Annotated in this window: 28 protein-coding genes, 1 tRNA gene and 1 riboswitch; of the genes, 20 read left to right on the top strand and 9 right to left on the bottom strand. The window is 45.2% G+C overall.

The features are described from left to right. Window positions 1-166 precede the first annotated feature (166 nt). Complete coding sequence (locus tag ACWJJS_RS12770) at window positions 167-547, top strand: Spx/MgsR family RNA polymerase-binding regulatory protein (protein ID WP_003153079.1); 381 nt, start codon at window positions 167-169, stop codon at window positions 545-547. Window positions 548-610: 63 nt separating this feature from the next. Here ACWJJS_RS12770 and ACWJJS_RS12765 read toward each other — a convergent pair. After that, window positions 611-681: transfer RNA gene (locus ACWJJS_RS12765), tRNA-Gln, on the bottom strand. A 71-nt stretch (window positions 682-752) separates the two neighbouring features. Here ACWJJS_RS12765 and ACWJJS_RS12760 point away from each other — a divergent pair. Then, window positions 753-1,583, top strand: a complete 831-nt coding sequence (locus tag ACWJJS_RS12760) for an STAS domain-containing protein (protein WP_070082115.1) — start codon at window positions 753-755, stop codon at window positions 1,581-1,583. Between the two features lie 37 nt (window positions 1,584-1,620). On the opposite strand, the gene ACWJJS_RS12755 is transcribed toward ACWJJS_RS12760, so the two are convergent. Then, a complete protein-coding gene (locus ACWJJS_RS12755; RefSeq protein ID WP_070082114.1) occupies window positions 1,621-2,922 on the bottom strand; it encodes a hemolysin family protein in 1,302 nt (433 codons plus the stop codon). A gap of 145 nt (window positions 2,923-3,067) precedes the next feature. Between ACWJJS_RS12755 and ACWJJS_RS12750 the strand changes: the two genes are divergently transcribed. From ACWJJS_RS12750 to ACWJJS_RS12710, 9 genes are all read left to right on the top strand, one after another. Then, the gene (locus ACWJJS_RS12750) at window positions 3,068-4,018 is read left to right on the top strand and encodes a magnesium transporter CorA family protein (protein ID WP_071391609.1); all 951 of its coding nucleotides are present in this window, start codon (window positions 3,068-3,070) and stop codon (window positions 4,016-4,018) included. A 191-nt stretch (window positions 4,019-4,209) separates the two neighbouring features. Beyond that, window positions 4,210-5,280, top strand: a complete 1,071-nt coding sequence (gene comGA / locus ACWJJS_RS12745; RefSeq protein WP_003153083.1) for a competence type IV pilus ATPase ComGA — start codon at window positions 4,210-4,212, stop codon at window positions 5,278-5,280. Beyond that, window positions 5,267-6,304, top strand: a complete 1,038-nt coding sequence (gene comGB, locus ACWJJS_RS12740) for a competence type IV pilus assembly protein ComGB (RefSeq protein ID WP_063174751.1) — start codon at window positions 5,267-5,269, stop codon at window positions 6,302-6,304. Before comGA ends, comGB begins: the two co-directional genes overlap by 14 nt. Window positions 6,305-6,308: 4 nt before the next feature. Continuing rightward, on the top strand, window positions 6,309-6,617 hold the full coding sequence (gene comGC, locus ACWJJS_RS12735) for a competence type IV pilus major pilin ComGC (protein ID WP_003153087.1): 309 nt from the start codon (window positions 6,309-6,311) through the stop codon (window positions 6,615-6,617). Beyond that, window positions 6,607-7,044, top strand: coding sequence for a competence type IV pilus minor pilin ComGD (gene comGD, locus ACWJJS_RS12730; protein WP_025852922.1), 438 nt, complete (start codon window positions 6,607-6,609; stop codon window positions 7,042-7,044). Before comGC ends, comGD begins: the two co-directional genes overlap by 11 nt. After that, a complete protein-coding gene (gene comGE / locus ACWJJS_RS12725; protein WP_015388003.1) occupies window positions 7,028-7,342 on the top strand; it encodes a competence type IV pilus minor pilin ComGE in 315 nt (104 codons plus the stop codon). The genes comGD and comGE overlap by 17 nt, the downstream gene beginning before the upstream one ends. Then, on the top strand, window positions 7,251-7,751 hold the full coding sequence (comGF, locus tag ACWJJS_RS12720; protein ID WP_454023625.1) for a competence type IV pilus minor pilin ComGF: 501 nt from the start codon (window positions 7,251-7,253) through the stop codon (window positions 7,749-7,751). Before comGE ends, comGF begins: the two co-directional genes overlap by 92 nt. Then, window positions 7,752-8,129 (top strand): competence type IV pilus minor pilin ComGG, encoded by a 378-nt coding sequence (gene comGG, locus ACWJJS_RS12715; protein ID WP_182069279.1) that lies wholly within the window; start codon window positions 7,752-7,754, stop codon window positions 8,127-8,129. It begins immediately after the preceding gene. Window positions 8,130-8,185: 56 nt separating this feature from the next. Continuing rightward, window positions 8,186-8,365, top strand: coding sequence for a YqzE family protein (locus ACWJJS_RS12710; RefSeq protein ID WP_003153093.1), 180 nt, complete (start codon window positions 8,186-8,188; stop codon window positions 8,363-8,365). Window positions 8,366-8,404: 39 nt separating this feature from the next. On the opposite strand, the gene ACWJJS_RS12705 is transcribed toward ACWJJS_RS12710, so the two are convergent. Further along, entirely contained in the window at window positions 8,405-8,734 is a 330-nt protein-coding gene (locus ACWJJS_RS12705; protein ID WP_003153097.1) for a DUF3889 domain-containing protein, read from the bottom strand. A 258-nt stretch (window positions 8,735-8,992) separates the two neighbouring features. On the opposite strand from ACWJJS_RS12705, the gene tapA reads away from it, so the two are divergent. The 3 genes from tapA (at window position 8,993) to tasA (ending at window position 11,069) form a co-directional block, all read left to right on the top strand. Continuing rightward, a complete protein-coding gene (gene tapA, locus ACWJJS_RS12700; protein ID WP_454023624.1) occupies window positions 8,993-9,664 on the top strand; it encodes an amyloid fiber anchoring/assembly protein TapA in 672 nt (223 codons plus the stop codon). Then, window positions 9,636-10,220: a signal peptidase I SipW gene (gene sipW / locus ACWJJS_RS12695; protein ID WP_012117977.1), complete on the top strand. Its 585-nt coding sequence runs from the start codon at window positions 9,636-9,638 to the stop codon at window positions 10,218-10,220. The genes tapA and sipW overlap by 29 nt, the downstream gene beginning before the upstream one ends. 63 nt (window positions 10,221-10,283) lie before the next feature. Next, complete coding sequence (gene tasA / locus ACWJJS_RS12690) at window positions 10,284-11,069, top strand: biofilm matrix protein TasA (RefSeq protein ID WP_007408329.1); 786 nt, start codon at window positions 10,284-10,286, stop codon at window positions 11,067-11,069. Window positions 11,070-11,116: 47 nt separating this feature from the next. Here the strand turns inward: tasA and sinR are convergent, their stop codons facing one another. The 4 genes from sinR to ACWJJS_RS12670 all read right to left on the bottom strand — a co-directional run bounded on the left by sinR (window position 11,117) and on the right by ACWJJS_RS12670 (window position 14,318). After that, complete coding sequence (gene sinR / locus ACWJJS_RS12685; RefSeq protein WP_003153104.1) at window positions 11,117-11,452, bottom strand: transcriptional regulator SinR; 336 nt, start codon at window positions 11,450-11,452, stop codon at window positions 11,117-11,119. A gap of 33 nt (window positions 11,453-11,485) precedes the next feature. Next, window positions 11,486-11,659, bottom strand: a complete 174-nt coding sequence (gene sinI / locus ACWJJS_RS12680; RefSeq protein ID WP_003153105.1) for an anti-repressor SinI — start codon at window positions 11,657-11,659, stop codon at window positions 11,486-11,488. 176 nt (window positions 11,660-11,835) lie between these two features. Continuing rightward, a complete protein-coding gene (locus ACWJJS_RS12675) occupies window positions 11,836-12,630 on the bottom strand; it encodes a YqhG family protein (protein ID WP_014305407.1) in 795 nt (264 codons plus the stop codon). Between the two features lie 17 nt (window positions 12,631-12,647). After that, complete coding sequence (locus ACWJJS_RS12670) at window positions 12,648-14,318, bottom strand: DEAD/DEAH box helicase (protein ID WP_128574830.1); 1,671 nt, start codon at window positions 14,316-14,318, stop codon at window positions 12,648-12,650. 144 nt (window positions 14,319-14,462) lie between these two features. Then, a riboswitch (glycine riboswitch) is annotated at window positions 14,463-14,563 on the top strand. 178 nt (window positions 14,564-14,741) lie between these two features. Here ACWJJS_RS12670 and gcvT point away from each other — a divergent pair. Genes gcvT through gcvPB form a run of 3 tightly spaced genes read left to right on the top strand, consistent with a single transcriptional unit; the run spans window position 14,742 to window position 18,671 of the window. After that, complete coding sequence (gcvT, locus tag ACWJJS_RS12665) at window positions 14,742-15,842, top strand: glycine cleavage system aminomethyltransferase GcvT (protein ID WP_015388009.1); 1,101 nt, start codon at window positions 14,742-14,744, stop codon at window positions 15,840-15,842. A gap of 14 nt (window positions 15,843-15,856) precedes the next feature. Further along, window positions 15,857-17,203 (top strand): aminomethyl-transferring glycine dehydrogenase subunit GcvPA, encoded by a 1,347-nt coding sequence (gcvPA, locus tag ACWJJS_RS12660; RefSeq protein ID WP_454023623.1) that lies wholly within the window; start codon window positions 15,857-15,859, stop codon window positions 17,201-17,203. Next, window positions 17,196-18,671, top strand: a complete 1,476-nt coding sequence (gene gcvPB, locus ACWJJS_RS12655; protein ID WP_070082106.1) for an aminomethyl-transferring glycine dehydrogenase subunit GcvPB — start codon at window positions 17,196-17,198, stop codon at window positions 18,669-18,671. Before gcvPA ends, gcvPB begins: the two co-directional genes overlap by 8 nt. Window positions 18,672-18,723: 52 nt before the next feature. On the opposite strand, the gene ACWJJS_RS12650 is transcribed toward gcvPB, so the two are convergent. Next, a complete protein-coding gene (locus ACWJJS_RS12650) occupies window positions 18,724-19,104 on the bottom strand; it encodes a rhodanese-like domain-containing protein (RefSeq protein ID WP_007408335.1) in 381 nt (126 codons plus the stop codon). Between the two features lie 193 nt (window positions 19,105-19,297). Here ACWJJS_RS12650 and ACWJJS_RS12645 point away from each other — a divergent pair, with 193 nt between their 5' ends. The 3 genes from ACWJJS_RS12645 (at window position 19,298) to ACWJJS_RS12635 (ending at window position 21,652) form a co-directional block, all read left to right on the top strand. Further along, on the top strand, window positions 19,298-20,134 hold the full coding sequence (locus ACWJJS_RS12645; RefSeq protein WP_003153114.1) for a lipoate--protein ligase family protein: 837 nt from the start codon (window positions 19,298-19,300) through the stop codon (window positions 20,132-20,134). Window positions 20,135-20,233: 99 nt separating this feature from the next. Then, a complete protein-coding gene (gene mntR / locus ACWJJS_RS12640; RefSeq protein ID WP_007408338.1) occupies window positions 20,234-20,662 on the top strand; it encodes a transcriptional regulator MntR in 429 nt (142 codons plus the stop codon). Between the two features lie 114 nt (window positions 20,663-20,776). Further along, entirely contained in the window at window positions 20,777-21,652 is an 876-nt protein-coding gene (locus ACWJJS_RS12635) for a patatin-like phospholipase family protein (RefSeq protein WP_015388011.1), read from the top strand. On the opposite strand, the gene ACWJJS_RS12630 is transcribed toward ACWJJS_RS12635, so the two are convergent. Further along, entirely contained in the window at window positions 21,649-22,044 is a 396-nt protein-coding gene (locus ACWJJS_RS12630; RefSeq protein WP_017418130.1) for an SA1362 family protein, read from the bottom strand. The two genes, ACWJJS_RS12635 and ACWJJS_RS12630, sit on opposite strands and share 4 nt — an antisense overlap. Window positions 22,045-22,056 lie beyond the last annotated feature (12 nt).

The raw sequence follows: 22,056 nt of genomic DNA, 5'->3' as shown, positions 1-22,056 counted from the left end.
CATGATTATATTTATTGTGGAATTTATGTCTTTCCCTGTGTTTTATATCTTATGCCGCTCTCTAAAAAAGATCCGAAAAATCTTTTTGAAATACGTTTAGGGAAAAAAAGTTCAGGGTACTTATGTTAACAAAGAGACGGATTATCCGAGGGAGGAATTTTTAAAAATGAAAGAACTTATTTTTTATTCATACCCGAGCTGCACATCATGCCGAAAAACGAAACATTGGCTAAAAGCCCACAATGTTGACTTTCAAGAGCGCCATCTATTCAGGGAGACACCGACAATTGATGAATTGAAGCAGATCTTATCATTAACGACCGAAGGAATTGATGAAATATTGGCGACGAGAAGCCAAACATTTAAAAACCTCAACCTGAACATTGAAGAAATGACTGTAAATGAAGTGCTGAAGCTTTTGACTGAGAAGCCGAAACTGCTGCGGCGTCCGATTCTGATCGATCGCAATAAGCTCGTTATCGGATACAATCCGGGAGAACTGATGAAGCTGACGAAGAAAAAAACGGTACATCAATCTGTATCATAAGAGAAAAACGAAGATCCGCTGATCAAATTTATCAGCTAATCTTCGTTTTTTGCGGTTGCGGGACTGGGCTAGCTGGATTCGAACCAACGATCACGGAGTCAAAGTCCATTGCCTTACCGCTTGGCTATAGCCCATCGGATGTAATTACAGTATGTGCGTCCGGCGCCGATTTATACATACAAAGTAATTTGAATGGAGGAGACCCGTGAAACATTTGAATGAAACATTATCTCGAACCTTAATTGAAGAATCAGGTGAAATCACACGCCAGTGGCTGCTCATACCAAAATCGGGGCGGCCTTCAGATGATCAGAAAGCGGAAATGCAGCACCGTCTGTTAATTGAAATCGTTGCCGGCATTTTATCGGAAAAAGACGGCGGGGAAGAGGAGCTGACAAAGTGGGCGCTTCAGTTCGCAAGGGACCGGGCCGTCCATGAAGTACCGGTCTATGAAAGCGTCACGAGCTTTAAAGAATTCCGGAGATTGGTCTGGAACCGCATACAGACATGCTGTGAAACGATGTCTGAGAAGCCCGGGGCGAATGCGGTATTCCATTGGGGAGAGAAGCTGAACAAAGCAATTGACCATATGATTGAAGTATTTACAGAGGAATATTATAAAGTGACGGTTACACAATTAAACGCCCAAAAGGAAATGATTAACGAACTGAGCGCGCCGATTATGCCGATTGCCGACGGTATTGGAATTTTGCCGCTCGTCGGCGAAATTGATACCTACCGGGCAAAAATGATTTTGGAATCGGTGCTTGACCAATGTTCTTCACTCCGTCTTTCTTATTTATTTTTAGATATATCAGGAGTGCCGATTGTGGATACGATGGTCGCTTATCAGATTTTCAAAGTGATTGACAGCACAAAACTTCTTGGCATAGAAACGACAATCTCAGGCATCAGACCGGAAATCGCGCAGACTGTCGTGAAGCTCGGCATCGATTTTTCTCAGGTGAAAACAGAGCAGAGTCTGGCGAAGGCGCTGGCAAAAAACGGATTTATCGTAAAAGAATCATTAAGATGATAAAAAGCTGAATGGCCGGGGAGGATTTCTCCCTCAGCTATTCAGCTTTGTCAGCTTCAATCGTCATGATATGATGGCTGTCGATTTCTTTTACCGTAAATGTGTAGCCTTCAAAATCAATGGTGCTCCCGGGCTTCGCGTCAATATGCTGAGTAAGAAACCAGCCCCCGAGTGTATCGACTTGATCAGCCGTAATCTCTGTTCCGAGTAAATCATTGACGTCACTGATCAGCAATTTGGCGTTCAGGAGATAGCGGTTCTTCCCAAGCTTTTGAACGGAAGGTGTTTCGTCCGTATCAAATTCGTCGCGGATTTCGCCGACGATCTCTTCAATGATATCTTCCGCCGTTACTAATCCCGCGGTTCCGCCGTACTCATCAATGAGAATGGCCATATGGGCGTGTTCTCGCTGCATTTTAACGAACAATTGATAAATCGGAATCGTCTCAATCACGTGGATCGCCGGCTGGATGTAAGGGCTGAGTTCGTGTTTTGTAAACGCCCCTCCTTCTGACAGGAATCTGAATAAAACTTCTTTAATATTGATGATGCCGACTACATGATCTTTATCTCCTTTTACTACGGGATACCGGGTATATTTATTTGTTTTGATAATGTCCCGGAGCATATGTCCCGATCCGCTGTCTAACGGCAGGCTCACCATTTCATTCCGGGGCACCATAATTTCTTTGGCAGTGCGCTTATCAAATGTAAAAATGTTATTTACGTAATGCAGCTCGCTTTTTTTGATCATGCCGCTTCGATAGCTTTCGGCAAGGAGCACCCGCAATTCCTCTTCCGTATAAGCCATTTCATGTTCGGAAGCAGGCTTCAAGCCGAACATGGCTGTAATCAGGCGGGCGGAATGATTGAGCAGCCAGATGAATGGAAACATTAACTTATAAAACAAAATCATCGGTCTGGCAGATAAAAGTGTAATCCGCTCGGCTTTTTGGATAGCAAAACTTTTCGGGGCGAGTTCGCCGATGACGACATTCACATATGTAACCAGCAGAAAGGCGATGATCAATGACAGTACTTGGGCAACCGCTTCGTGAACTCCGGTTTTTAAAAATAACGGCTGAAGCATTGCTTTGACTGTCGGTTCACCCAGCCAGCCGATCCCCAAAGCGGTGACGGTGATGCCCAATTGGCACGCCGATAAATATTCATCGAGGTGTGTAATGACATGCTTGGCTGCTTTTGCTCCTTTTACATCTTCCTCAATGAGCTGATTAATGCGGGAGCGCCTTGCTTTAACAATTGAAAACTCTATGGCGACAAAACACGCCGTTAATAAAATAAATAGTACGATGGCAGATAGTTTGATGATATACAATGTAACGCCTTCCGCGAAGGAAGGCTTGCACCTCCCTTTTTTCGGAATAATACCACTGTAGAAAGCTGCTCAAACATCGAACCTGGTTTAGCCCGCCTCATTTACGGTAATAAAACAAGAAAGCGATACTGGAGGATGACAAGAGATGAAGGTACATTCGGGAGCGGACTGGCTGTGGTACCAGCTCGGTCCGCATGAAAAAGCGGAAGCGAAAAAAATGATCCATCACAATCACTGGCCGCAATGCGAAAAGTGGTTTGAACATGAAAATCATATAAACTTTCTGCGCTCAGATACAAATGATCAGAATAATGAAGCGGTTTTCGGATCTTTAATCTATCATCAAGGATTAGATGATGAAAAAAACCATACCGTATTTCACTTTTATATTACGAGAGACTTCTTTTTTACGATTAATTTTGATTTTTCGCTGCTGCGCGGTGTAAAAGAAAAGCATGCCACACAGCAGATTCAAACCTGTGAAAATCCGATTGAAGGCTTTTTTGTTCTGCTGGGAGAGCTGATGAATTCCTATCTGATCGGACTGGATGAATTTGAAGTCAAGCAGCGGACGCTGAAATGGCAGATTCATGATGACAACAGCAAAGGAATCTTGGAAAATGTGCATAAACTGCGCCATGAGCTGTTCATTTGGAAAGGTCTTACACTGGGAGCTAAAAAAGTGGAAATGGCTTTAAAAGAAGCGTTTCTCCCGAAAAATGACAGGCAGAAAGATTACCTCAGGGCTCATCATAAGATGGAAAGAGGGATTACATATATCAATGAGTTTGATCAGGAACTGAGCAATCTGCTGCACGCCGAGGAAGTCATTACCTCCCAAAGAGGAAATGAAATTGTGAAAGCCTTGACGATCTTTACAACTCTCTTTACACCGATGACCGCGCTTGGAGCTCTCTGGGGGATGAACTTTGATAACATGCCGGAGCTTCATTGGAAATATGCGTATATCTGTTCCATCGTGCTCATTATTGTATCAACCCTGCTGATTTATATTTATCTGCGGCAGAAAGGCTGGACAGGGGACATTTTGAGGGAGCATCAAAAAAAATATTTGCGGAAAGAAAAGAAACGCTAAGAAGAGCAGGCATACGCCTGCTTTTTTGATGGCTGAAAATGGCCGAATGGTTCCGGATTTCATTCAGTAAATCAAAGTCAGGGGGCTTATTTTTTATTTTTTTGCGTTTTACACAGTGTAAAACGCATAATCTCTCCTTTGCCGGCTTTTGTGTATCTGATTTACAATACGTGCGGAAGGAGGAAAGTCTTGTGAAAAATATTGAAACATACAGCAGGAACATCATAAATGAGGCCTATACAGCAAGGGCTTCAGATATACACATTGTGCCGAGAGAAAAGGATGCTTTCATTCATTTTCGCATCGGCCATGCTCTTGTGAAAAAAAGAGTCTTAAAAAAAGAGGAATGCGTAAGGCTTATTTCTCATTTCAAGTTTTTATCGGCCATGGATATAGGAGAAAGACGTAAGCCGCAAAACGGGTCATTGTCTCTGCCGCTTCCGACGGAAACCGTTCATTTGAGAATGTCAACCTTGCCGACAATGAATGATGAAAGTCTTGTCATCAGGCTTTTGCCTAAGCGGCAGATTCCCCCTCTGGATAAACTGTCTTTATTTCGGGGGGCGGGCGCCGCACTATTGTCCTTTCTGAAGCATTCGCACGGCCTGCTTCTGTTTACCGGACCGACCGGATCTGGAAAAACGACCACCCTTTACTCGCTTGTCAACTATGCAAAAAGGCATTTCAACCGGCGGATTGTCACGCTTGAAGACCCCGTAGAAACAAGAGATGAGGATGTGTTGCAAGTCCAGGTGAATGAAAAAGCCGGAGTCACATATTCCGCCGGTTTAAAAGCGATTTTAAGACATGATCCCGATATGATCATCTTAGGGGAAATCAGGGATGCCGAGACGGCTGAAATCGCAGTCCGCGCGGCCATGACGGGACACCTCGTTCTTTCAAGCCTGCACACAAGGGATGCTAAGGGCGCCATATACAGACTGCTGGAGTTTGGGGTGAACATGACAGAAATTGAACAAACCGTCATTGCCATCGCTGCTCAGCGTCTGGTTGATTTAACATGTCCGTTCTGCAAAGAGGAAAACTGTTCGGTGTACTGCCGGATGTACAGGCAGACACGCCGTGCGGGCATTTATGAACTGCTCTACGGGAAAAACCTTACCCAATGCTTTCAGGAAGCAAAGGGAGAGCACGCCAATTTTCAATATCAGACGCTCCGCAGGCTGATCAGAAAAGGAATCGCGCTCGGCTATGTCACGACCGACAATTACGATCGGTGGGTGTATCATGAAGCGGATTAAACGAACCTGGCCGTTGAAGGATCAAGCGGCTTTTTTGAAAAGGCTCGGTGAAATGACGGAAAAAGGATACAGTCTGATTGAAGGGCTCAGACTGCTGAAACTCCAGCTACATAAACGTCAGCTTGCAGAGCTGACGGACGGAATCCGCCGGCTGAGGGAAGGTGATGCGTTTTACGAAGTGCTTGAGGCACTGTCTTTTCATAAAGAAGCCGTCTCTATCTGCTATTTCGCAGAGAAACACGGAGAATTGCCAGGGGCGATGAAACAAAGCGGCGAATTATTACAGAGAAAGCTCATGCAGACGAATCAAATCAAAAAAATGCTCCGGTATCCGATGTTTTTAATTTCTTCCGTCTGTGTCATGTTTTATATCCTGCAAAGTTTAATTATTCCGCAGTTTTCTGGGATTTATCAATCAATGAATATGAATACATCCGGTGCGACTGCTTTCATCTTTGCGTTTTTTCGGCATTTTCATGAAGCCTGCGCACTGGCGCTGTCCGCCGCTTTCTGCTTGTTTTTGTACGTTTGGTTCTTATGTAAGAAAAAATCCCCGCAAGATAAAATGCTCATTGTTGTGAAAATACCCCTCTTAGGAAAAGCGGCCGTTCTTTTTAACAGCTACTTTTTCTCTTTACAGCTCAGCAGTCTTCTGAAATCCGGCCTTTCTATCTATGACAGCTTAACAGCTTTTAAAGAACAATCTTTTCTGCCTTTTTATCGTGAAGAAGCAGAGATGCTCATTACACGTCTGAAAGCCGGAGAAACCATAGAATCCGCTCTTTCCGGGCATCCGTGTTATGAAAAAGATCTTGCGGCTGCAGTCAGCCACGGACAGGCAAACGGCCTGCTTCACCGCGAACTTTATACGTACAGCCAGTTTATGATGGAGCGTCTTGAACAAAACGCGGCGAAGTATACCGGCATTCTCCAGCCTGTCATTTACGGTGTTGTGGCCGGTATGATTTTAATTGTCTACATGTCAATGCTGATGCCGATGTACCAGATGATGAACCAAATGTAAGGGAGTGCTTCGTCTGAAAAATCAAGATGGATTTACTTTAATTGAAATGCTGATCGTTTTATTTATCGTTTCCATTCTGCTTTTAATCACCATTCCTAACGTTACAAAACATAATCAAAGCATTCAGCATAAAGGCTGTGAAGGACTGCAGAATATGGTGAAAGCCCAAGTGACGGCGTACGAAATCGACCATGAAGGTAAAATGCCGGATATGAACGATTTACAATCAGAGGGGTATATCAAAAAGAATACAGCCTGCCCGAATGGTAAACAGATCTTAATTAGTGGCGGAGAAGTTACAGTTGAACAATAACAGGCGGACAGAAAACGGGTTTACCCTTCTTGAAAGCCTGATTGTGTTAAGCCTGGCGTCCGTCCTGCTGACGGTTTTGTTCACGACGGTTCCGCCGGTCTGCACCCACCTTGCCGTGCGGCAAAAAACAGAACAGCTTCAAAAAGATATTCAGCTTGCGCAGGAAACGGCTATCGCAGAACATAAAAGAACAAAAATCACTTTTCTTCCAAAAGAGCATAAATACAAACTGCAGTCAGCCGGAAGGATTGTCGAGCGTTCTTTTGATTCGCTTCACATTACACTTGTAACTTTACCGGAGAGCCTTGAATTTAACGAAAAAGGCCATCCGAATTCGGGAGGAAAGATTCAATTGAAGAGCGCCGGGTTCACCTATGAGATCACAGTTTACTTAGGGAGCGGAAATGTCCATGCTAAACGGAAATAAAGGGTTCTCTACTATTGAAACACTATCAGCAATGGCCATTTGGCTGTTCCTTATGACGTCTATCATTCCGGTCTGGACGGGCATGCTGACAGATGGTCTGAAAATAGAAGATCGCCAGGAAGCGTACCAGCTTCTTCAGAAACATATCAGCACTTATATGATGACCGGAAAAAAGCCGCCGTCTCCCGGTGTGAAGTGGAAGGAGGATGGTGAGTATTACAAAGTGTGTGCGGCTGACCGCGGCGAAAAAGAAATGTGCCTCAGCATTCTCAAAACAGACTGGCTTTACGCTTCTTAATGTTTTGTTCTCCTTGGCAGTCTGTCTTTTCCTATCAGGCACCCTGGGCCCGATTTTACATCTGTTTTTATCAAACCGGACCGATAACGGCGGAATAGACAGCCGGGAGCATCAAATTGCCGTTCAGCAGATCATGAACGAATGTAAACAGGCTGAGACTGCTAAGCCGGCGGACGGCGGACGGGCGTTAGCATGCCGGAAAACAGGGGGCGAAGAAGTGCGTTTTGAAATTTATCATAAGATGATAAGGAAAAGAGTAAACGGAAAAGGCCACGTGCCGATCCTGCAAAACACGGCATCATTAACGGCTGATGTGAAAAACGGCCTGCTCTTATTAGAGATCTCAAGCGTTACAGGTAAAAAGAATCAGGCGGTCATTCCGGTTTACAGCTCTTTAAAAGGTGATTAAATGCACAAATCTGACGGTTTTATATATCCCGCGATTCTGTTTGTTTCTGCCGCAGTTTTACTTGTCATCAGCTATACTTCATCTGATTTCATCACCCGAAAAACATTTGCGAAAGAGGCCGGGGAGTACTGGATCGGAGAGAATCTGCTCCAAAACGGCGCGCTGCTGTCAAGCCGCCATATGACACAGGGACAAAAGGTCCAAACTGGTACACAGCGTTTTCCGTACGGAACTGTTTCCTTCCACATCACCGGGAGTGATCGCCGGGAAACGGTTCAGGTTACAATTCAGGCCGAAACAGTGTCAGGCACGAGACGCGAGGCTCACCTTTTGTTCGATCAGAAGAAGAAACAGCTGATTCAATGGACGGAAGTATAAAAAAGAGGCGGCGGGACAACACTTCATAGTAAAGACAGCACTATGAGGTGAGAGCCGTGAAAACAAATGATTATGTAAAATATATGACTGAGCAATTCGTTAAATATTTCGATACGCCGAAACAGGAACGGAGAGAGCGAAAAGAAGTGCGGAAAGAAAAGAAAGTGCCGGCTTCTCAGCACTGGTTCGGAATATTGCCGTACAGTTTTAAGCTGTGGATGCAGCGGAAAAAATAAAGTGAATCACACGAAAGGTCCTCCTGTATCAGGAGGGCCTTATTGGTATTCCTCAATGACGGCAATTTTATTTACCTTTTGGCTGTAGGGATTAAAAGAAATCGTAACAAACACACCAAATTCTTTTGCGCCATCCCGCAATGTCAAGTGGTATTGTTTGACTGCTTCATCCGTTCTTTTCCGATCCCACACCTTTTGAATAAATAATGTTTGGGCGAGCGGATATCTTTTTTTAGCTTCTTTTTCTGCTAACTTTTCCCATTTTGATTTATGGTGAACAGCATAATAAGGCACCGTTTCCGCCTGAGCTGTTCCTGAAACCCCGAAAACAAGAAGAGAAAGGCAAATCAGACTTTGTGTGATCATCATTCTTCGTCCTTTCGCTGTATATACTTTCCATTTTGTTCTAGTCACCTCGTTATTTTCTCACGTTTTATTAGAAAAAATTCCAAAAAGGTGTGTAATTTGAAGCAAAACGATGTTTTTGAAAGATACCATTCTTAAAAACGAACAATTTGACCGATTTTGACATTTTTCAAGACGATAATCCTTGATTATACTTTGTTCATGCGGTTCTTTAAAAAGAACGGTTGTCATATTTATTAACAGTTTTACAGGGGGTAAGGCATGTTCCGATGGTTGCGAATGGAAAAAAAGGGCAAGGTGAGATGGCGGATGATGCTATTTTTACGGCTTTCGTTCATTTTTTGCCTGTCCGTGACGATATGTGCTCAGTTCACAGGTGATACAAGTTCCTCCTTCAATGATGTGAAAAGCTTCAGTCTCCCGGTTCAAACGTGCGGAGATTTTCAATATACGGATGACGATTGCCGTTATGACGAACGCTGGGATCAGAGTGATTTACATATAACAAATCAAACTGATACGTCAGGCACCGTGTGTGCGCCGCTTCAACTCTATGCCGAGCTGGAGAATAAGGGAAAAGAGCGGACTGTTTCTGACTGGAAATGGGAGCTCCATAAAATCGCTTCTCAGCAGCAGCCTTTACGAAACGGCAATGTTGTGGATAAAGGGCTTATTACTGATAAAAAAAGCAAAACGATTTATAAAATTGAGTCAAAGCGGTCTTTGCAGCCGGGCATATACGCATTCAAGGTTTACAAGCCTGAAGGGTATCCGGCGGACGAAGAAAAATTTGAGTGGTCAAAACCGATGAAACTCGTCAAATGCCGGGAACAGGCAACCGTTTCTGATATAAAGAAAACGGAGAAAGAGCCGGCTGAGCCGGTAAAAGAAAGCGGGGAAGAACATGAAAAAAACGCTGAAACTGATCAGTAATATTTTGTATGCCGTCATCTTCAGTCTGATTATTGTGCTGACGTTAACGGTGATTTCGACCCGGGCTTCCGGGGGTGAGCCGGCCATCTTCGGCTATACGCTGAAATCCGTGCTGTCGGGTTCAATGGACCCGGAATTTAAGACGGGTTCGCTCATAGCGGTAAAGAAAATTTCTGACGTGAATGACTTAAAAAAAGGGGATGTGATCACCTTTACGCAAGATGACGGAACAGCCGTCACACACAGAATAATCGGGATCACAAAAAAGGACGGGAACCTGCTGTTTGAGACAAAAGGGGACCATAATGCCGCCCCGGATGCCGCACCCGTTCAAGCTGAAAAAGTGGCGGCCCAGTATACGGGATATCAGCTTCCGTATGCAGGATATGTCATACATTTGGCAAGCCAGCCGATCGGAACGGCGATTCTGTTAATCGTTCCCGGCGTCATGCTTTTGATTTACTCAATAACAGTCATCGTCAGCGCCCTCCGCGATATTGAGCGGAAAACGAAAGCGCTGGAAGAACATGCGAAAAAGGGAACCATCTCCACATGAATACGGTTGCAACCTGGCGACAGGATTTGATAACAAAAAATAAAAAGTAAGGGGAGTACAAACATGGGTATGAAAAAGAAATTAAGCTTAGGCGTTGCCTCTGCCGCACTCGGTTTAGCATTAGTAGGAGGAGGCACATGGGCCGCATTTAATGATGTGAAGTCGACGGACGCTACATTTGCGTCAGGAACACTTGATTTATCGGCTAAAGAACAATCAGCCAATGTCAATTTGTCAAACTTAAAACCAGGTGATAAATTGACGAAAGATTTTGAATTCAGAAACAACGGTTCACTTGCCATTAAAGAAGTGCTGATGGCTTTGAATTTTACTGACTTTAAAGGAGCAAAGAAAGGAAATGAATCTGCGGAGGATTTCCTCAGCCAGTTTGAAATTACGGTTCTGACAGTCGGTAAAGAAGGGGGCAACGGCTATCCTAAAAATATCATTTTAAAGGCGGCCAGCCTGAAAGACTTATACTTAATGTCAACAAAACAGGATAAAGCAGCTGCCGAAGCGATCAGCAAGCACATTGATCCGAAATTCCTGAGTGAGAGCGGAAAAGTCAATGTGGCAACCATTAACGGCAAAACAGCTCCTGAGTACGACGGAGTTCCGAAAACGCCTGCTGATTATGACCAGGTGAGAATGGAAATCCAATTTAAAAATGACACCGCAAAAACTGCGGACGGATTAAGTGTGCAAAACAAGTTCCAAGGCAATGCGATTTCTCTTCAATTCTCTTTTGAAGCAACGCAATGGAACGGCTTGACCATTACGAAAGATCATACGGATAAAGACGGTTACGTCAAGGAAAATGAAAAGGCTCACAGTGAGGATAAAAACTAATCCGAAAGTCGGACAGTTAAAAGAGGAGTTGTGCACATATGGCGGCACTACTCCTCTTTTTGCGCTTTTCTCCATTTTTGATAATCTAAAAATTCACGAAATTGTTTTTTTGATACCCCGGATGTCATCGCATCGCGAACTAATTTCTCCCATTCACTATCTAATTGACCATCGTATTCGGTTTCATGTTTTTCATCAAGTAAAGTATGAACCGAGACGTCCAGAACAGCGGAGACTTTTTCGAGAAATTGAATGGAGGGGTTCGTCTGTAAATTTCGTTCTATTGAGCTTAAATAAGACTTCGCTACCCCAGCTTTTTCAGCTAGTTCTGATAGTGAGTAGCCTTTTTCTTTTCGGTATTGTTTAATACGCTGGCCAATCAATGTCATCACCTTCCTTGTGATATTATAGCACATTCAGAAAGGATTTACGGTATGACTTCTGGCTGCCTGGATATGTTGAGAAGACTTTTTATGCGAAAGCAGGTATTTGCGTATTTCTTCTAGGCTGATATTTGCTTTTTGGGCTTCTAATATCAGCTCAACCCATTCCTTATCTAATTGCGAAAATTCCATTTTTGCATTTTTCATGCATTTTCTCCTCCTAAAATACTTGTTTATGTATTTCAGCCAATCCGCCCATGACCTTATCTTTACATGTCTGGAAGTGATTCATCGCATGCGAAACGCCAGAAATTTTTTCTATATACTTTTATTATAATATAGAATTTCCAGAAAAAACGGGAAAGGTGTCGAATGGATAACGCTTATCCAGAAAAATTACTTTGCAGGAAAAATAAACCGCCGTTTTCAATCTGAATGTGAATTTTCGGCTGATATAAGGCTTTCAGCGCTTGTTTTTCCAAATGGTATTCCTCAGGTTTTTCTTCTGTCTGCTCATAAAACTGATCGAGCAGCCTGAGGTCCTTTTTCCATCTGGCGATCGCGCTGTCAGCCCAGTCTGACGGCTCTTTGGCGGCAGCGTCTTTTAAGTAATGCTCCATCCTTTTAATCCCGCTTTCCGGCTTAATCATCGGCGATATGGTAAAGCAATAGTCTGATATTTGCGAGGTCAGCGGAAGCGGTGCAAGCTTCTGCTGAAACCCTTCTATAATTGTTCCAGAAACAAGATGCAGGCCTAAAGACAAAAGTCTGTCTTTTTTCATGTCGGATTGGTATGAAATCACTACATTTAATCCAAGCCAGGGCTGAAGCGGCACTCTGGCTCCGGCTGATACAATTTTCTCATATATTCTTGTAAATCTCCCATTTTGTTTAACTGCTTGAAAGATTTGAAAGAGGCGCGGGGCTCCAAAGTAAATAAACTCGCCGTCCATATCCTCCGGAGCCGTTTCTTTATCAGTGATGAACGTAATCTTCATCGGGTTCGGTTCGCCGCCCGTTTTTTCACGCCAATGCCAATAAAACGGGCGGTTCATAATTTGTTTGTCCATCTCGACCGTCAACTGAACCGTCATAAAACCCGGCCCGTGTTCTGTAATCGGGCAGTGGTTCGCTTCAAAAAAGCGCAGTAAAAATTGGTGAACCTCCTGCTGTCTCATGTCGCGCTTCCTCCTTTTTAAGAGCCTTTTTTTCTGGCGGGCTTTTCCGTACTGTACGACAGAAAAGAGGTGAGATTGTCCATTTTGATTCTCATTTCCTCCTCTGTCAGCGAATGGCATAAAATATCATGCAAATGGTCTTCAAAATTGCTCACTTTGATTTTTGTTAAAATGTCATCTAATTCTCCGACGACATTTTCAAATAAATGAATTTTGTCATACAGAAGTTTTAAGATATGCTCTTCCACCGTATGTTTTGTCGCCATATTGTAGATATGGACATCTCTTTCCTGACCGAGTCTGTGAATCCTTCCGATTCTTTGTTCAAGCCGCATCGGGTTCCACGGGAGGTCATAATTGATAATATGGTTGCAGAATTGCAGGTTGATCCCTTCGCCTCCTGCTTCTGTAGCGATCAGCACCTGCACTTTGCCGCGGAAGAGATCCTTCATCCAGTCTTTTTTTCCGCGTTTAAATCCGCCTCTGAACGGAACGGAGCTTATGCCGTTCTGCTGAAGGAACCATTGCAGGTAAATCTGTGTCGCCCTGTATTCAGTAAAAATAATGACTTTGTCATTAATCTTTTGGATCAAGTCAACAACTTGAATCGCTTTTGAGTTTTGCGTGACTTGATTGATGCGGTCCATTAAATTAGCGATCGTCTGTTCATCGAATGCGGGCGCTTGTTTATCTTTTTGGTCAAGCATTTTTTTGAGCGTCATATACACGGCTTCCCGGCTTGAACAGCACTCTCTTTGCAGCGTCATAATGGAAAATGCGCTTGCGGGCTTTTCCGTGCCGTTTTTCAGTGCGGCAATGTCATCGTAAAGCGCCTGTTCCGTCGGTGAAAAGGTGATCGGCACTGTTTCCACGTGGCGCTTCGTCCATGTAAGGCCGGTGTCGCTCCGCGTGTTGCGGATCATCACCTTATTGACGAGTTCTTTCAAATGCTCATGAGCGTCAATCCCGTCCTTCTGATTGAAGGTTTCTTGAAATCCGCTTTCGTTTCCTAAATGGCCGGGCTTTAACAGTGACACTAAATTGAAGATTTCTTCGATCCGGTTTTGAATCGGCGTCGCCGTCAGAAGCAGGCAGTATTTCTTCACAAGACTTCTCGCAAATTCATAATTTTTCGTTTTGCTGTTTTTGAGCTTGTGCGCCTCGTCAATAATGACGAGATCATACGGAATAGAAAGGACAATGTCTTTGTGAGGGGAGCGTTTGGCCGTATCAATAGAAGAAACGACGATATCGCACTGTTCCCACACATAGCTTTTCTTCTGTTCAACAGCGGGTATTAAAAACTTCTCCTGAAGCTCTTTCACCCACTGGGAAACGAGTGATGCCGGCACAAGAATCAGGATTTTTTTGGCCAGCCCGCGAATCATATATTCTTTTAAAATCAGGCCCGCTTCCACCGTTTTTCCGAGCCCTACTTCATCAGCCAAAATCGCCTTGCCGTTCATTTTTTCAACGACTTTCTGCGCGACCTCAAGCTGATGGGGAAGCGGAGTGAAATCGGGAAGGTACAAAGGAGCCCTCAACCCTTCGAATTCAGGAATGGCAAGGGTCTGCTGGACTTCAGCCGACAGTTTGTACATCTCCCAATTTGACCAGGGACCGTCCGTTTTCAGCCGCTCAGAAAACTCTCCCGGCCAGTTTGCATCAAATATGATCTCTGCTGTCATATGTAACAAAACCGCCTTTCTTTTAAAAAACTGATTTATCATAATTTTTGTTGCCGGACGTAAATGAGGGTGGTAGGATATAAGTAATGATTTCACTAAAAGATATTGCTTTAGTATGTCCATAAAATTGGTAAATATGAGCGAATGACAGCAAGGGGAGAGACTCGGACGAAAGATGGGCGTCCGGGCGCCGAAGGAGCAAACTGCGGAGTGAATCTCTCAGGCAAAAGAACTCTTGCTCGACGCAACTCTGGAGAGTGTCTGCACTTAGAAGAAGCAGGCCACCAAAGGGGACGTCTTTATGATATGTTCATAAAGTAAACTTTCAGGTGCCGGGACAGAGAAACCTTCATTTTCATGAGGTGTTTCTCTGTCCTTTTTTATATGTTTTTACAATGCGCCAATGACTGAAGGGGGAAGATGATGCTGAAACGAACACCGCTTTATGACGTGTATAAAGAATACGGCGGAAAAACGATTGATTTTGGAGGATGGGAGCTGCCGGTTCAATTTTCTTCTATTAAAGAGGAGCATGAAGCCGTCCGCACAAAAGCGGGACTGTTTGATGTGTCTCATATGGGGGAAGTTGAAGTATCCGGTAAAGACGCCCTGTCTTTTCTGCAAAAAATGATGACAAATGACGTTGCCGATTTAAAGCCGGGAAACGCGCTTTATACCGCCATGTGTTATCCTGACGGCGGTACGGTCGATGATTTGCTGATCTATCAGAAAAGCGAGAGCTGCTATCTGCTCGTGATAAACGCGTCTAATATTGAAAAAGACATCGCCTGGCTGACGGAACATGCGGAAGGCGACGTCACGCTGACGAATCAGTCTGACGGGATTTCACTGCTTGCCGTTCAGGGGCCGAATGCTCAGTCGGTTCTTGCGAAGCTGACTGAATGTGATTTGTCCTCCTTAAAGCCGTTTACATTTATTGACGAGGCGGACGTTGCCGGACGCCAAGTCCTGCTTTCAAGAACAGGCTATACCGGTGAAGACGGGTTTGAGTTATATTGCCGCAATGAAGATGCGGTTCATCTATTTAAGGAGATACTTGCAGCGGGAGAGCATGAAGGCCTCGTTCCGTGCGGCCTCGGCGCCCGTGATACGCTGAGATTTGAAGCGAAGCTTGCTTTATACGGTCAGGAATTGACGAAAGATATTACACCGATTGAAGCCGGAATCGGATTTGCCGTGAAACACAAGAAAGATTCCGATTTTTTCGGGAAATCTGTATTGCGCGAACAGAAAGAAAAAGGAGCCCCGCGAAAGCTGGTCGGACTTGAGATGATTGAAAAAGGGATTCCGAGACACGGGTACGCCGTGAAAAAAGACGGTGTTCCGATCGGGGAAGTCACGACAGGCACGCAATCTCCGACTTTAAAGAAAAATATCGGCCTTGCCTTAATCAAAACGGAATTCAGTGAAGTCGGAACGGAAGTAGAAGTGGAAATCCGTAAAAAAACGGTAAAAGCGAAGATTGTCCGCACACCGTTTTATAAACGTCCAAAACAGAGCTGAAAAAGGAGAGTCATATGAAGCATCGATATTTGCCCGCGACAGAACAGGATAAAAAAGAAATGCTGAAAGCCATCGGCGCAGAAACAATTGATGAACTGTTTGCCGATATTCCGGAAGATGTGAGGTTTCAAAAAGACTACCAAATTAAAAAAGCAAAAGCTGAAACGGAGCTGACGAGAGAGCTGACAAAGCTTGCGGCGAAAAATAAAGACGCTGTTACATATGCATCTTTTCTGGGCGCAGGAGTGTACGATCACTATCAGCCGGTTATCGTCGATCATGTGATTTCCCGATCAGAGTTTTACACGGCTTATACGCCTTACCAGCCTGAAATCTCACAAGGGGAGCTGCAGGCGATTTTTGAATTTCAAACGATGATCTGTGAATTAACGGGAATGGATATCGCAAACTCCTCTATGTACGACGGGGGAACGGCGCTTGCGGAAGCGGCGATGCTTGCATCGGGACATACGAAAAAGAAAAAAATCGTCATTTCCGCAGCCGTTCATCCGGAATCACGGGATGTTTTGAAAACATACGCAAAGGGCCAATATATTGAGGTTGTAGAGGTGCCCGCGAAAAACGGCGTCACAGATCTTGAAGCATTGGAACATGCCGTTTGTGATGAGACGGCCGCCGTGATCGTTCAGTATCCGAACTTCTTCGGACAAATCGAGCCGTTAAAGGGCATTGAGCCGCTCGCACATAAAGGAAACAGCCAGCTGATTGTTTCTTCAAACCCGCTCGCGCTCGGTATTTTGACACCGCCCGGGGCATACGGAGCTGATATTGTCGTCGGGGACGCGCAGCCTTTCGGCATACCTGCGGCATTCGGCGGCCCGCACTGCGGCTATTTTGCAGTAACGAAAAAACTGATGAGAAAGGTGCCGGGCCGGCTTGTCGGCCAAACGGAGGATGAAAACGGGCGAAGAGGTTTTGTTCTCACTCTTCAGGCGCGCGAGCAGCATATCAGAAGAGACAAAGCCACGTCTAACATTTGTTCAAATCAGGCGCTGAATGCTTTAGCGGCTTCAGTCGCAATGACGGCGCTCGGAAAAAACGGCGTCAAAGACATGGCCCGTCAAAATATATTGAAAGCTGATTACGCGAGACGCCAAGCGGAAAAAGCCGGCTTGCACGTAGCATTTGACGGCCCGATATTTAATGAATTTGCCGTCAGGCTGAATCTTCCCGTCAAGGAAGCAAACCGGCGGCTCCTGCAAGACGGCATCATCGGCGGATATGACTTAGGTCTTGCGTATCCGGAACTGAATCAGCATATGCTGATTGCCGTCACAGAGCTGAGAACGAAAGAAGAGATCGATTCGCTTATTGCGGGATTGGGGGATCAACATGAATAATCAAGATCAGGCGCTTATTTTTGAAATGTCCCGCGAAGGGCGTGTCGGTTACAGCCTTCCGGAGCTTGATGTGCCGGAAACAGAGCTTGAAAGCCTTCTTCCCGGTGACTATATCCGCGATGAAGACGCAAAGCTGCCGGAAGTATCAGAGCTTGATATTATGCGGCATTATACCGCTCTTTCTAAGAGAAACCACGGAGTTGATTCAGGCTTTTATCCGCTCGGCTCCTGTACGATGAAATACAATCCGAAATTAAATGAAAAAATTGCCCGGTTCGCAGGTTTTTCCGCTATTCATCCGCTTCAGGACGAGGACACAGTTCAGGGGGCGCTTGAGCTTTTATACGATTTAAGCGGACACTTGGAGGAGATTACGGGCATGGACGAGGTGACGCTGCAGCCTGCGGCGGGCGCTCACGGCGAATGGACCGGCCTGATGATGATCCGCGCCTATCACGAAGCGCGGGGAGACTTCGGACGGACGAAGGTGATTGTCCCTGATTCAGCCCACGGTACGAATCCGGCATCCGCCACGGTCGCCGGTTTTGAAACGATTACCGTTAAGTCAAATGAGCACGGGCTGGTTGACATTGAAGATTTGAAAAGAGCGGTAAACGAAGAAACAGCGGCGCTGATGCTGACGAATCCGAACACCCTCGGGTTGTTTGAAGAAAACATTACGGAAATGGCTGACATCGTCCATCAGGCCGGCGGAAAGCTTTATTATGACGGAGCGAATTTAAATGCCGTTTTAAGTAAAGCAAGACCGGGAGATATGGGATTTGACGTCGTTCACCTTAATCTGCATAAAACATTTACCGGGCCGCACGGCGGGGGAGGACCGGGCTCAGGGCCGGTCGGAGTGAAAAAAGAATTCATTCCGTATCTGCCGAAACCCGTTCTTACGAAAAAAGAGGGCCGTTTGACTTTTGACTATGACCGGCCGCAGTCGATCGGGCGCGTAAAACCTTATTACGGCAACTTCGGCATTAATGTCAGAGCCTACACGTATATCCGTTCCATGGGGCCTGACGGCTTAAAAGCTGTGACCGAAAACGCGGTTTTAAATGCAAATTATATGATGAGAAGACTCGCGCCTTATTATGATCTCCCGTTTGACCGTCATTGCAAGCATGAATTTGTGTTATCGGGAAGAAGGCAGAAAAAGCTCGGCGTAAGAACGCTTGATATTGCCAAACGGCTTTTGGATTTCGGCTATCATCCGCCGACTGTGTATTTTCCTCTCAATGTTGAAGAAAGCATCATGATCGAACCGACGGAAACGGAATCGAAGGAAACGCTTGATGCGTTTATAGATGCCATGATTCAAATTGCGCGGGAAGCGGAGGAATCGCCTGAAATCGTTCAGGAGGCGCCGCATACAACAGTTGTCAAAAGAATGGATGAAACCAAGGCGGCAAGAAAGCCGGTTTTAAAATACGAACGTACACCTGACGTCAGCCGCTGACACGGTATAAAAAAAGAGCTTCCGTATAAAACGGACAGCTCTTTTTTCATGATTAGTTTTTTGCTTTAATTTTTCCGCCCCATTTTTTAAATCCGCCTTTCAGGTTGTAAATATCTTTGCAGCCGTGTTTGCGGAGCGTCTGTGCCGCGCGTCCGCTGCGGACATTGTTTTGGCAGTACAGATAAACGGGTTTATCAGGACGGATTTCACTTTTGCGCTGTTTCAGCTGTGACAGCGGAATGTTGCGCGCGCCGAGAATATGGCCGCCTTCAAATTCATTCGGTTCACGGACGTCAATCAGCTGCGCTTTTCTGTAGCCCGCGCGGAATTCCTCTTCCGTAAGTGTTTTCATTAAACGCTGCTGGTAAAAATACGACACGATCATATAAACGATAAACGCCGCAACAATAATTAAAGCAATCATATTAGACAATGCAATTCTACTCCTTTAGCTTATAAAATCAAAACCCTGCTTCCTGAAAACAAGGCTTACCGGACGTTTTGGGACAAATACTATTATAGTAAAGCATGAAGCGATTGTCATCCTTAATGAAACGAAATATTTTTCATTTTCAAGGCAGTTTGCTAAACTGATTTTATTAAAACGATAAAGAAGGGTTCAGTATATGGAAAAAGAAACATGGCGGTTTATTGACTCAGGGAATGAAAGCCCGGCATTTAACATGGCGCTGGATGAAGCGCTTTTATATTGGCACAGCCAAAAGAAAATTCCTCCGGTGATCCGATTTTACGGCTGGAATCCGGCAACTTTGTCTGTCGGGTATTTTCAAAATATTAAGAAGGAAATTAACTTTGACGCAGTACATAAACACGGCCTCGGGTTTGTCAGAAGACCGACAGGCGGACGGGGTGTTCTGCATGATAAAGAATTGACATACAGCGTAATCGTTTCAGAGGATCACCCGGAAATGCCGGCCACGGTGACAGAGGCGTACCGGGTGATTTCAGAAGGTATTCTGCAGGGATTCAGAAACCTTGGACTTGATGCCTGCTTTGCGATTCCGCGAACGGAGAAAGAAAAAGAAAGCTTGAAAAATCCGCGCTCGTCCGTCTGCTTTGATGCGCCTTCGTGGTATGAACTGGTCGTCGAAGGACGGAAAGTTGCCGGAAGCGCACAGACACGCCAAAAAGGCGTCATTCTTCAGCACGGTTCCATCCTGCTTGACATTGATGAGGATAAACTGTTTGATCTGTTTTTATATCCGAGCGACAGAGTCCGTGAGCGCATGCAGCGGAATTTCAAAAACAAAGCGGTAGCCATCAACGCCTTAGCGCCGAAACGGGTAACGATGGATGAGGCCAGAATCGCTTTTAAAGCCGGTTTTGAGGAAGGGCTGAACATTCATCTTGAGCCTTACACACTCACGTCTGAAGAGCTTGCATTTGTCAATGAGCTGGCTGAGACGAAATACGCGTCTGATGAATGGAATTATAAGCGCTGATAAGGCTTGACAGACCGGAAGCATCCTTGTTTTTTCATGACCGTTAGTGTAAACTTGTAATGGTTTATAAAGTTAAGGTGCTTTTTGGGAGGGTTACTTATGACAACACCAAGTATGGAAGATTATATTGAACAGATTTATATGCTGATAGAAGAAAAAGGATATGCACGGGTTTCTGATATCGCGGAAGCTTTGGCAGTCCACCCCTCCTCTGTAACGAAAATGGTTCAAAAACTAGATAAAGACGAGTATTTGATTTATGAAAAATATCGCGGGCTCGTATTGACGTCAAAAGGCAAAAAGATCGGCAAACGGCTCGTATACAGACACGAATTGCTTGAGCAGTTTTTAAGAATCATTGGTGTTGATGAAGAGAAGATTTACAATGATGTTGAAGGAATCGAACATCATCTGAGCTGGAACAGCATTGACCGCATCGGCGACCTCGTTCAGTATTTTGAAGATGACGAAAGCCGGAAAAAAGAATTGAAATCCGTACAGAAAAAAACCGAAAATCCCGGTGAATAAAGGGCAGCCCGAAATGGGGCGCCCTTTTTTTAATGTCTTCATTCTTTGGTCTATTTCGCCCAGCCGTTTCTTAAAATAATAATACACCTTGAGATGGAAGGGAGAGGGCGCGCTATGCAGATTGACGGCGTATTTTCGGGCGGGGGGATAAAAGGGGTGGCGCTTGCCGGCGCTTATGAAGCGCTGGAAGAAAAGGGCTTTCGCTTTGAAAGGCTCGCCGGAACAAGCGCCGGCGCGATTATTGCCGCATTTATCGCTGCGGGCTATACGAGCAGAGAGGTTCATTCCATCATAGATGAGGTGGACGGAAGGCAATTGCTTGATCAGAGATGCTCATTCCTCCCGCTGAAAATCCTGCAGTGGGTGTCGATATATTGGCGCCTCGGACTATACAGAGGCGATATGCTGGAAAAATGGATTGCGGATAAATTAAAAGCGAAGGGCATCATCGCGTTCGGCGATTTGAAAAAAGGCTCGCTCCGTCTCATCGCTTCAGATCTGACGAACGGAACGATGATCGTGCTTCCTGACGATCTTCCCCGCTACGGATTAAATCCGGAGATGTTCCCGGTTGCCAGAGCCGTCAGAATGAGCTGCAGCATTCCTTATTTTTTTGAACCGATAAAACTGAAGACCGAAAAAGGCACCTCAACGGTCGTTGACGGCGGCGTGTTAAGCAATTTCCCGATTTGGCTGTATTCAAAAGAACGCAAACGGCCGGTCATCGGAATTTCGCTTTCGCCCAACGAAAAAGAGCGCCCGAAAAAATCAATCCGCAACGCTTTTGAGCTGTTCGGGGCTTTGTTTGAAACGATGAAAGACGCTCATGATGCCAGGCATATCGCGACAAAGTACGAACAGAATATTATTTTTATTCCGGTGGAACATGTGATGGCGACGGAGTTTCATCTCACACCGCAAAAAAAACTAGCTCTCATTGAGCTAGGAAAAAGCAGAACAGAGCAATTTTTGAAGCAATGGAGCTATTAAAAAAGCGCTCTGTTTTTCTTTTTATTCTTTTTGCCTTCTATGACGGTAAGCTGGGTCTGGCTTTTTTTCTTAAGAATCATCGGCTTCGGTCTGCTGCTGCTCGGCACGCTCCGCAAATGGCTGACCCGGCCTCTGTGTCCGGCGCGGTGCTTCGCTTTTTGCTCCTTCATTCGGAGCCGCGATTGTCTGGCCGCTTTTTTGAAAGCGGTTCCGTCGCGGCCGGTGCGTCGGTTCAGGACCGTCCTCACGATAAAATAAATAATAACGCCTGCGATAATTACGGTGATCGCTCTTGAAATCATCTGCCCGGGGTTGGTTACCGCCGCATAAATGAAACCGAATGCGCCAAGCGCTATCAATACAGCAAAAAAAGGTTGTACACGATGATTCATAACTGCCCACCT

The organism is Bacillus sp. JK106 (genome assembly GCF_053663355.1).
Note: the sequence above shows the minus strand (reverse complement) of the source record. Positions and strands in the feature narration are given on the sequence as shown.

Bases quoted from the DNA above. Each gene is read 5' to 3' on its own strand.
- ACWJJS_RS12770 (WP_003153079.1), top strand. From the start codon at position 167: ATGAAAGAACTTATTTTTTATTCATACCCGAGCTGCACATCATGCCGA.
- ACWJJS_RS12750 (WP_071391609.1), top strand. From the start codon at position 3,068: ATGAAGGTACATTCGGGAGCGGACTGGCTGTGGTACCAGCTCGGTCCG.
- comGB (WP_063174751.1), top strand. From the start codon at position 5,267: ATGAAGCGGATTAAACGAACCTGGCCGTTGAAGGATCAAGCGGCTTTT.
- comGE (WP_015388003.1), top strand. From the start codon at position 7,028: ATGCTAAACGGAAATAAAGGGTTCTCTACTATTGAAACACTATCAGCA.
- comGF (WP_454023625.1), top strand. From the start codon at position 7,251: ATGGTGAGTATTACAAAGTGTGTGCGGCTGACCGCGGCGAAAAAGAAA.
- comGG (WP_182069279.1), top strand. From the start codon at position 7,752: ATGCACAAATCTGACGGTTTTATATATCCCGCGATTCTGTTTGTTTCT.
- ACWJJS_RS12705 (WP_003153097.1), bottom strand. From the start codon at position 8,734: ATGATGATCACACAAAGTCTGATTTGCCTTTCTCTTCTTGTTTTCGGG.
- tapA (WP_454023624.1), top strand. From the start codon at position 8,993: ATGTTCCGATGGTTGCGAATGGAAAAAAAGGGCAAGGTGAGATGGCGG.
- sipW (WP_012117977.1), top strand. From the start codon at position 9,636: ATGAAAAAAACGCTGAAACTGATCAGTAATATTTTGTATGCCGTCATC.
- tasA (WP_007408329.1), top strand. From the start codon at position 10,284: ATGGGTATGAAAAAGAAATTAAGCTTAGGCGTTGCCTCTGCCGCACTC.
- sinI (WP_003153105.1), bottom strand. From the start codon at position 11,659: ATGAAAAATGCAAAAATGGAATTTTCGCAATTAGATAAGGAATGGGTT.
- ACWJJS_RS12675 (WP_014305407.1), bottom strand. From the start codon at position 12,630: ATGAGACAGCAGGAGGTTCACCAATTTTTACTGCGCTTTTTTGAAGCG.
- ACWJJS_RS12670 (WP_128574830.1), bottom strand. From the start codon at position 14,318: ATGACAGCAGAGATCATATTTGATGCAAACTGGCCGGGAGAGTTTTCT.
- gcvT (WP_015388009.1), top strand. From the start codon at position 14,742: ATGCTGAAACGAACACCGCTTTATGACGTGTATAAAGAATACGGCGGA.
- gcvPA (WP_454023623.1), top strand. From the start codon at position 15,857: ATGAAGCATCGATATTTGCCCGCGACAGAACAGGATAAAAAAGAAATG.
- gcvPB (WP_070082106.1), top strand. From the start codon at position 17,196: ATGAATAATCAAGATCAGGCGCTTATTTTTGAAATGTCCCGCGAAGGG.
- ACWJJS_RS12645 (WP_003153114.1), top strand. From the start codon at position 19,298: ATGGAAAAAGAAACATGGCGGTTTATTGACTCAGGGAATGAAAGCCCG.
- mntR (WP_007408338.1), top strand. From the start codon at position 20,234: ATGACAACACCAAGTATGGAAGATTATATTGAACAGATTTATATGCTG.
- ACWJJS_RS12635 (WP_015388011.1), top strand. From the start codon at position 20,777: ATGCAGATTGACGGCGTATTTTCGGGCGGGGGGATAAAAGGGGTGGCG.
- ACWJJS_RS12630 (WP_017418130.1), bottom strand. From the start codon at position 22,044: ATGAATCATCGTGTACAACCTTTTTTTGCTGTATTGATAGCGCTTGGC.